The 4,743-nt window shown below is 63.9% G+C and carries 7 protein-coding genes; 3 read left to right on the top strand and 4 right to left on the bottom strand.

Features of this window, described 5'->3' with window-relative positions:
• A partial coding sequence (locus BLR04_RS39270) for an integrase core domain-containing protein (RefSeq protein ID WP_143022387.1) occupies nucleotides 1–300 on the top strand: 300 nt, incomplete at its 5' end.
• A gap of 99 nt (nucleotides 301–399) precedes the next feature.
• Nucleotides 400–897 carry a hypothetical protein gene (locus BLR04_RS40330; protein WP_143022454.1) on the top strand — a complete coding sequence of 166 codons (498 nt, stop codon included), beginning with the start codon at nucleotides 400–402 and terminating at the stop codon, nucleotides 895–897.
• A gap of 843 nt (nucleotides 898–1,740) precedes the next feature.
• On the opposite strand, the gene BLR04_RS39265 is transcribed toward BLR04_RS40330, so the two are convergent.
• A complete protein-coding gene (locus BLR04_RS39265; RefSeq protein ID WP_090774261.1) occupies nucleotides 1,741–2,034 on the bottom strand; it encodes a hypothetical protein in 294 nt (97 codons plus the stop codon).
• A gap of 78 nt (nucleotides 2,035–2,112) precedes the next feature.
• Nucleotides 2,113–2,904: an NsdA family TPR-like regulatory protein gene (locus BLR04_RS39260; protein ID WP_143022453.1), complete on the bottom strand. Its 792-nt coding sequence runs from the start codon at nucleotides 2,902–2,904 to the stop codon at nucleotides 2,113–2,115.
• Between the two features lie 248 nt (nucleotides 2,905–3,152).
• On the opposite strand from BLR04_RS39260, the gene BLR04_RS39255 reads away from it, so the two are divergent.
• Nucleotides 3,153–3,884: a GntR family transcriptional regulator gene (locus BLR04_RS39255; protein ID WP_090774257.1), complete on the top strand. Its 732-nt coding sequence runs from the start codon at nucleotides 3,153–3,155 to the stop codon at nucleotides 3,882–3,884.
• 12 nt (nucleotides 3,885–3,896) lie between these two features.
• Here the strand turns inward: BLR04_RS39255 and BLR04_RS39250 are convergent, their stop codons facing one another.
• On the bottom strand, nucleotides 3,897–4,316 hold the full coding sequence (locus tag BLR04_RS39250) for a hypothetical protein (protein ID WP_143022452.1): 420 nt from the start codon (nucleotides 4,314–4,316) through the stop codon (nucleotides 3,897–3,899).
• A gap of 117 nt (nucleotides 4,317–4,433) precedes the next feature.
• On the bottom strand, nucleotides 4,434–4,743 hold a 310-nt coding region (locus tag BLR04_RS39245), incomplete at its 5' end, for a transposase (protein WP_218129355.1).

The following is a 4,743-nucleotide window of genomic DNA, read 5'->3' as shown; positions in this document are numbered from 1 at the left end:
TTCCAGGCCGCCTGCCGGCACTGGGGCGTCGTGCAGTCGATGGGCCGGGTCGGGTGCGCGCTCGACAATGCCGCCGCCGAATCGTTCAACTCCATCCTCAAGGTCGAATACGTCCACCGGCACCACTTCGCCACCCGGGCCGAGGCCCGCCTGAAGATCGCCACCTGGATCGCCGACTTCTACAACACCCGCCGCCGACACAGCGCCGCCGACGGGCTGCCCCCGATCGTCTACGAGCAGCAGATCATGACCGCGCGAGCAGCCGCCACGGCGAGGTCTCAGGAGACCATCGCCGCATAACCGAGTCTCCACGCTTTCAGGGGATGGACACGTCTTCCGAGAAGTCCTCATACGAGACAAGATGGACTGACATGATCACCTCTGAATAGGATGGAGCCCGTGTCGGAAGCCTTATCAGATTTACAAAACAATACGGGCGGCCCTCCGTCGAATGGAAGGCGGCGATGGTACCGCCTGACACTGTTCGTCGTAGCCCCCCTGCTTCTTCTCTACGTAGTGGCCATGGCGCCCGCATGGGTTCATGATCATCACCTCGACAATCTTGCAAACCGCGTCCTGGCCTATCCGCTGCCCCCCGGAACAGACTTCGGCACCTACGAACCACAGGCCGCGGTGATGCCGGGCGGTGGCCATAAGGACATGTGCGGTTACCGTGTCCGCTTCGATCTCGACACGTATATGACGGCGGAACAAATCCTGAAGCGCTACCAGGATGCGAACATCGAACCTGTAGATGGAGACAGGCCGCTAGAAATACGGGTATGGACGCTGTCTCAGTCATCGTCTTCTTGGACAGACGACGACCGCCAAAAAATCATCGTCGAGGTGCAGGATAATGGCCACGATGGCGGCGGCTGGGACATTCGCTGTTGGTGAATACGCCAGCAGGTCGAGCGAGCAATCGGACTGCCGCTGTCAGCTGGGGAACTGCAAGGATCACGGCATGTGAGGGCTCTGAGCTGCGCGGAAACCTGGCCATGAGTGACCGTGATTGACCCCTCGTTACCCTGTCTAATTGCACGCCAATTGCACGGCGACGAGCCCGTGACCTTGGGCTTCTCGCGCGATGCGCGCATCCCGCCCGTCTGAGATCGTCCCGTCTGCCCTCGACCCGTCCGAAGTGGAAGCGGGCGTGGGCCTGGGATAAAAGATGATCGTGCTGTGGGATTCGGGACATACGCCAGACGAGTTCGCGACCGTGATCTTCCTTACGGAGGGCGCTTCCGCGCGCTGAGGTGCGCAGTCAGCTGTTACCACCGATGACGCGAAGATCGGCCGGTTCGTATGTCGATCGATCACAGCAAGGCGATCATAAGCAGCGCCCTTACGCCATTATCTAACCTAGGATTCGCCCCAGCCACTTGGCCGTGTCATGGCTGCCCTAACTTGCGAGGCCTGTGTAACACAGGAGACCCGACCATCCCATGTAGTGGAGGACCACCTGCTTCTGGGCTGAATTGCTGGTGATGGCTCCGGTATCTCCGCGTGTAAGCCGGAAGTCCGAGGTCTGCACGCTGAGGTATCTGCTGGCTACGGTTACGTTCAGCGTCAAAGGGTCTCCTAGTGAACAAGAGCGTCCGGCTGCGTCGAGACTGTACGACATAAGAACGACAAATAAGCCCGCTCAGCGCCCGGAGTCGCTGGCGGCCGGGACCGGCCCCCAGACCGCATGCCCGGCCGCCGAGCGGACGCAGGGCGCGAGCAGTCTCGCCTTGGCGGTCAGTCGAGCAGGTCTGGGCGGCGACTGGTCAGCGCTCTGCGTGCGGTGATGAATCGTTCGTGGAACTCTTCGGCAAGGGCTTCGCGGCGGTAGCGCTGCCGTAGGACGCGGTCGAGGTCTCCGGCGCGGTTGACGAGGTCGGTGAGGGATCGGCGGTCGATGTCGAAGGCGGCAAGGCCTTGCTCGACGGCTGCGTCCAGGTCGCCGCGTCGGGCGTGGACGATGCCAAGGTCGATGTGGGCATCCGCGACACGCATGGGGGCGTTGCTGGTGCCGTCCGGGCGGGTGTGCATTTGGATGGTTTCGAGGGCGTGTTCCTCGGCTCGGTCGTCGTCGGCCAGCCAGGTGTAGCAAGTCGCGGCGTAGAAGACTCACTTGGCGTGGTCGAACACGAAGTGATGGTCGGGATGTTCCGGGATGGCGAATCTGCCGAGTACTTCGGCTCCGCGGGTGAGGGCGCGGTCGGCTTCGCGGCGGTCGCCGATGCGGGCCAGGCCGCGCGCTTCTTGCAGGGTGAGTTGGACCATGGCGCTGGATTGGCCGGCTACGGCCTGGCCCATGCGGGCGGCCGTGACGACGTCTTCGTAGCGGCCTTCGACGAGGGCGAACCAGGCTGACATCTCGTGTGCCCATCCCATGAGTTCGCTGTGGCCGACCTGGCGGCCCATTTCGAAGGCGGCTCGGCGGGCGGTCTCTGCTTCTTCTCGCTCGCCCAGGTCGTAGTGCACGCACCCGAGGAGGGCGGTGAGCCAGCCGGTGATGACCAGCAGTTCGCGGTGCTGGTCGAGCGTGAGCCGTCCGCTGAGCAGCCGGTTGACCTGGGCAAGGCGTTTCTGTGTGCGGTCGCGAAGTGTGGCGGCCGGAACAACGGGATAGGCGCGGCACAGGAGATCGACGGCTTCGGCAAGTGCTTCCAGGGTGCCGGTGCCGACGTCGGACGCCTGGAGTTGCTGGGCGAGTTCCATGGTGCCGTACAGGTCGGCCTCGGCCCGTAGGGCGTCCATCGGCAGGATGGCGGACGCCTCGATGAGGCCGCTGGTCGATCTGTTCTGCGAGAACCCCAGTGCCTCCGGTTGCAAGCCGGTCAGTTGGGTGAGTGCCAGCCGGTAGGGCGTGCGCGGCCAGCGCACCTCCCCCGCTTCCCAGCGCCGGATGCGTTCCAAGTAGCAGGCAGGCGCGGCGGGGCGGTGACACCTCCGTACGGAGGGGTACGGGGCAGGTCTTTCCCTGCTTCGTCGCGCCGCATCGTCCGGCAAGCGGTCGAGTCCATGCCCATGGGAGGAGCGCCCCCGTTACCTCCGCGGCTGCCTGCCGGGCCTCTTACTGCCCCGGTGAACATGTGGACGAGCGGGCTGGACTCGGGTTACGCTCAAACTTGGTAAAACAACCTGTCGGGTGTTGGACGGTCAAAATGTCGCTAGAGTCCGTACCGCCGAAGTATGCGCAGCTTGTGCAGGCCCTTCAACGGCGTATCGAGTCGGGAACCTACCAACCGGGCTCTCTGCTCCCCAGCGAGCACCAGCTCATCGCGGAGTTCGGCGTCTCGCGGCCGACCGTGGTGGCCGCGCTGCGGGTGCTGCGCGAGCAGGGGTGGATCGAGTCGCAGCAGGGCAAGGGCCGGTTCGTACGCGGTCGTCCCGCGATGGCGGCGGTGGAGTCCAACCGGCGTGGACAGGCGTACCTGACCAGTCCCGAGACCGACTCCCCCGGTGAACTGGTGGAGGCCGGTGCGGTCGCGCTACCCAACCGTGTGGCCACGTTGCTGGACACGCAGCCCAAGAGCCGGGCATTCCTGCGCCGACGCCTGGTGACCCGTGACGGGGAGCCAACCGAGCTGGTGTCGCTCTGGCTGCCCTTGGAGCTGTCGGAAGGCACTGATCTGACCAGCGGTGAGCCGCTGCCGCAGGGCATCCGTGAGCATCTGAAGGCGCGCAAGGGCGTGCGTTTCGATCACATCGTGGAGCAGATCACCGCGCGCATGCCCACCGCCGGCGAGGCCAAGCAGCTCGGCATGCCGAAGAACGTGCCGCTTCTGGCTGTGTTCGGTGCTGTCCGGGATGCCTCGGGCCGGCCTCTGGTGGTGGTAGAGGTGCTGCTTCCCGCCGATCGTCATGAGCTGGAAGACGCCTACCCTGTTACGTGATCACACGGACGTCTATGAGCAGGTTACGTTCCAGTCGCTGTGAGTGAGGTCTGTGAACTTCACTGTGACGGCTCCACCGTTGTCACTGTCGTCGCCGAAGTCCATGGAGACCTCTGCTTCATCTCTGCCGTCGGCGCCCGTGATGGCGGCCTTGCTGTAATAGGCGCGGATTTCCTTCTGCGACAGCGCGGTCTGAAGCACCATTTGGACGCCGTACTCGCAGTAGTCTCCGTTGCCGCTGCTGTTCCTGCCGAACGTGGCGTCGATGTCGCCCTTGATGCGGGTCTGCGGTGGCAGCGGATAGGCCAGCACTCGCTCTTGAAAGTCATCGAAACGGGCATTGTCCCGCCACATCGGGATGGCGATCAACAAGAAGAACCCGACGAACGGGGCCATCACCACAGCGGCTAAGCAACCCACCAAGATCCGCACAAGTTCCTCCCGGACACTCCCCATCACATCTTCGCGTTGACTGTCTATCGGTTCGGCGACACCGACGTCACCGTTATCAAGACACTTGACCTACACAGGTTGAATTCGTAGAGCCGGTCATGTGGTCACGGTGGTCTCCTCGATGATGAGTCCGGTCTGAGCCAGGCAGCCATCGATCAGGTGGGGCCGGTACTGAATCTTCTTGAGCTTGCGCTTGACGATCCGGACGAGTGTGGTCAGGTCGGTGACCACGAAGTTGGCCATGGAGCGCCGCATCAGCGACCAGACGCCTTCAGTCGGGTTCAGGTCGGGGGCGTAGGCCGGAAGCTGGTAGATACGTAACCAGTCGGCGTTGGCCTCGGCGAAGCGGGCCAGTTCGGCGACCAGGTGCACGCTCAAGTTGTCCCAGCACCACACGAGCGGCGTG

The sequence above is a fragment of the Nonomuraea maritima genome, assembly GCF_900100395.1.
Classification (GTDB): Bacteria; Actinomycetota; Actinomycetes; order Streptosporangiales; family Streptosporangiaceae; genus Nonomuraea; species Nonomuraea maritima.
The sequence above is the reverse complement of the archived record's forward strand: the minus strand, read 5'-3'. Positions and strand labels throughout refer to the sequence as shown.

Excerpts from the sequence above, each read along its gene's own strand:
- BLR04_RS39265 (WP_090774261.1), bottom strand. The coding sequence starts at position 2,034 with ATGCACACCCGCCCGGACGGCACCAGCAACGCCCCCATGCGTGTCGCG.
- BLR04_RS39255 (WP_090774257.1), top strand. The coding sequence starts at position 3,153 with ATGTCGCTAGAGTCCGTACCGCCGAAGTATGCGCAGCTTGTGCAGGCC.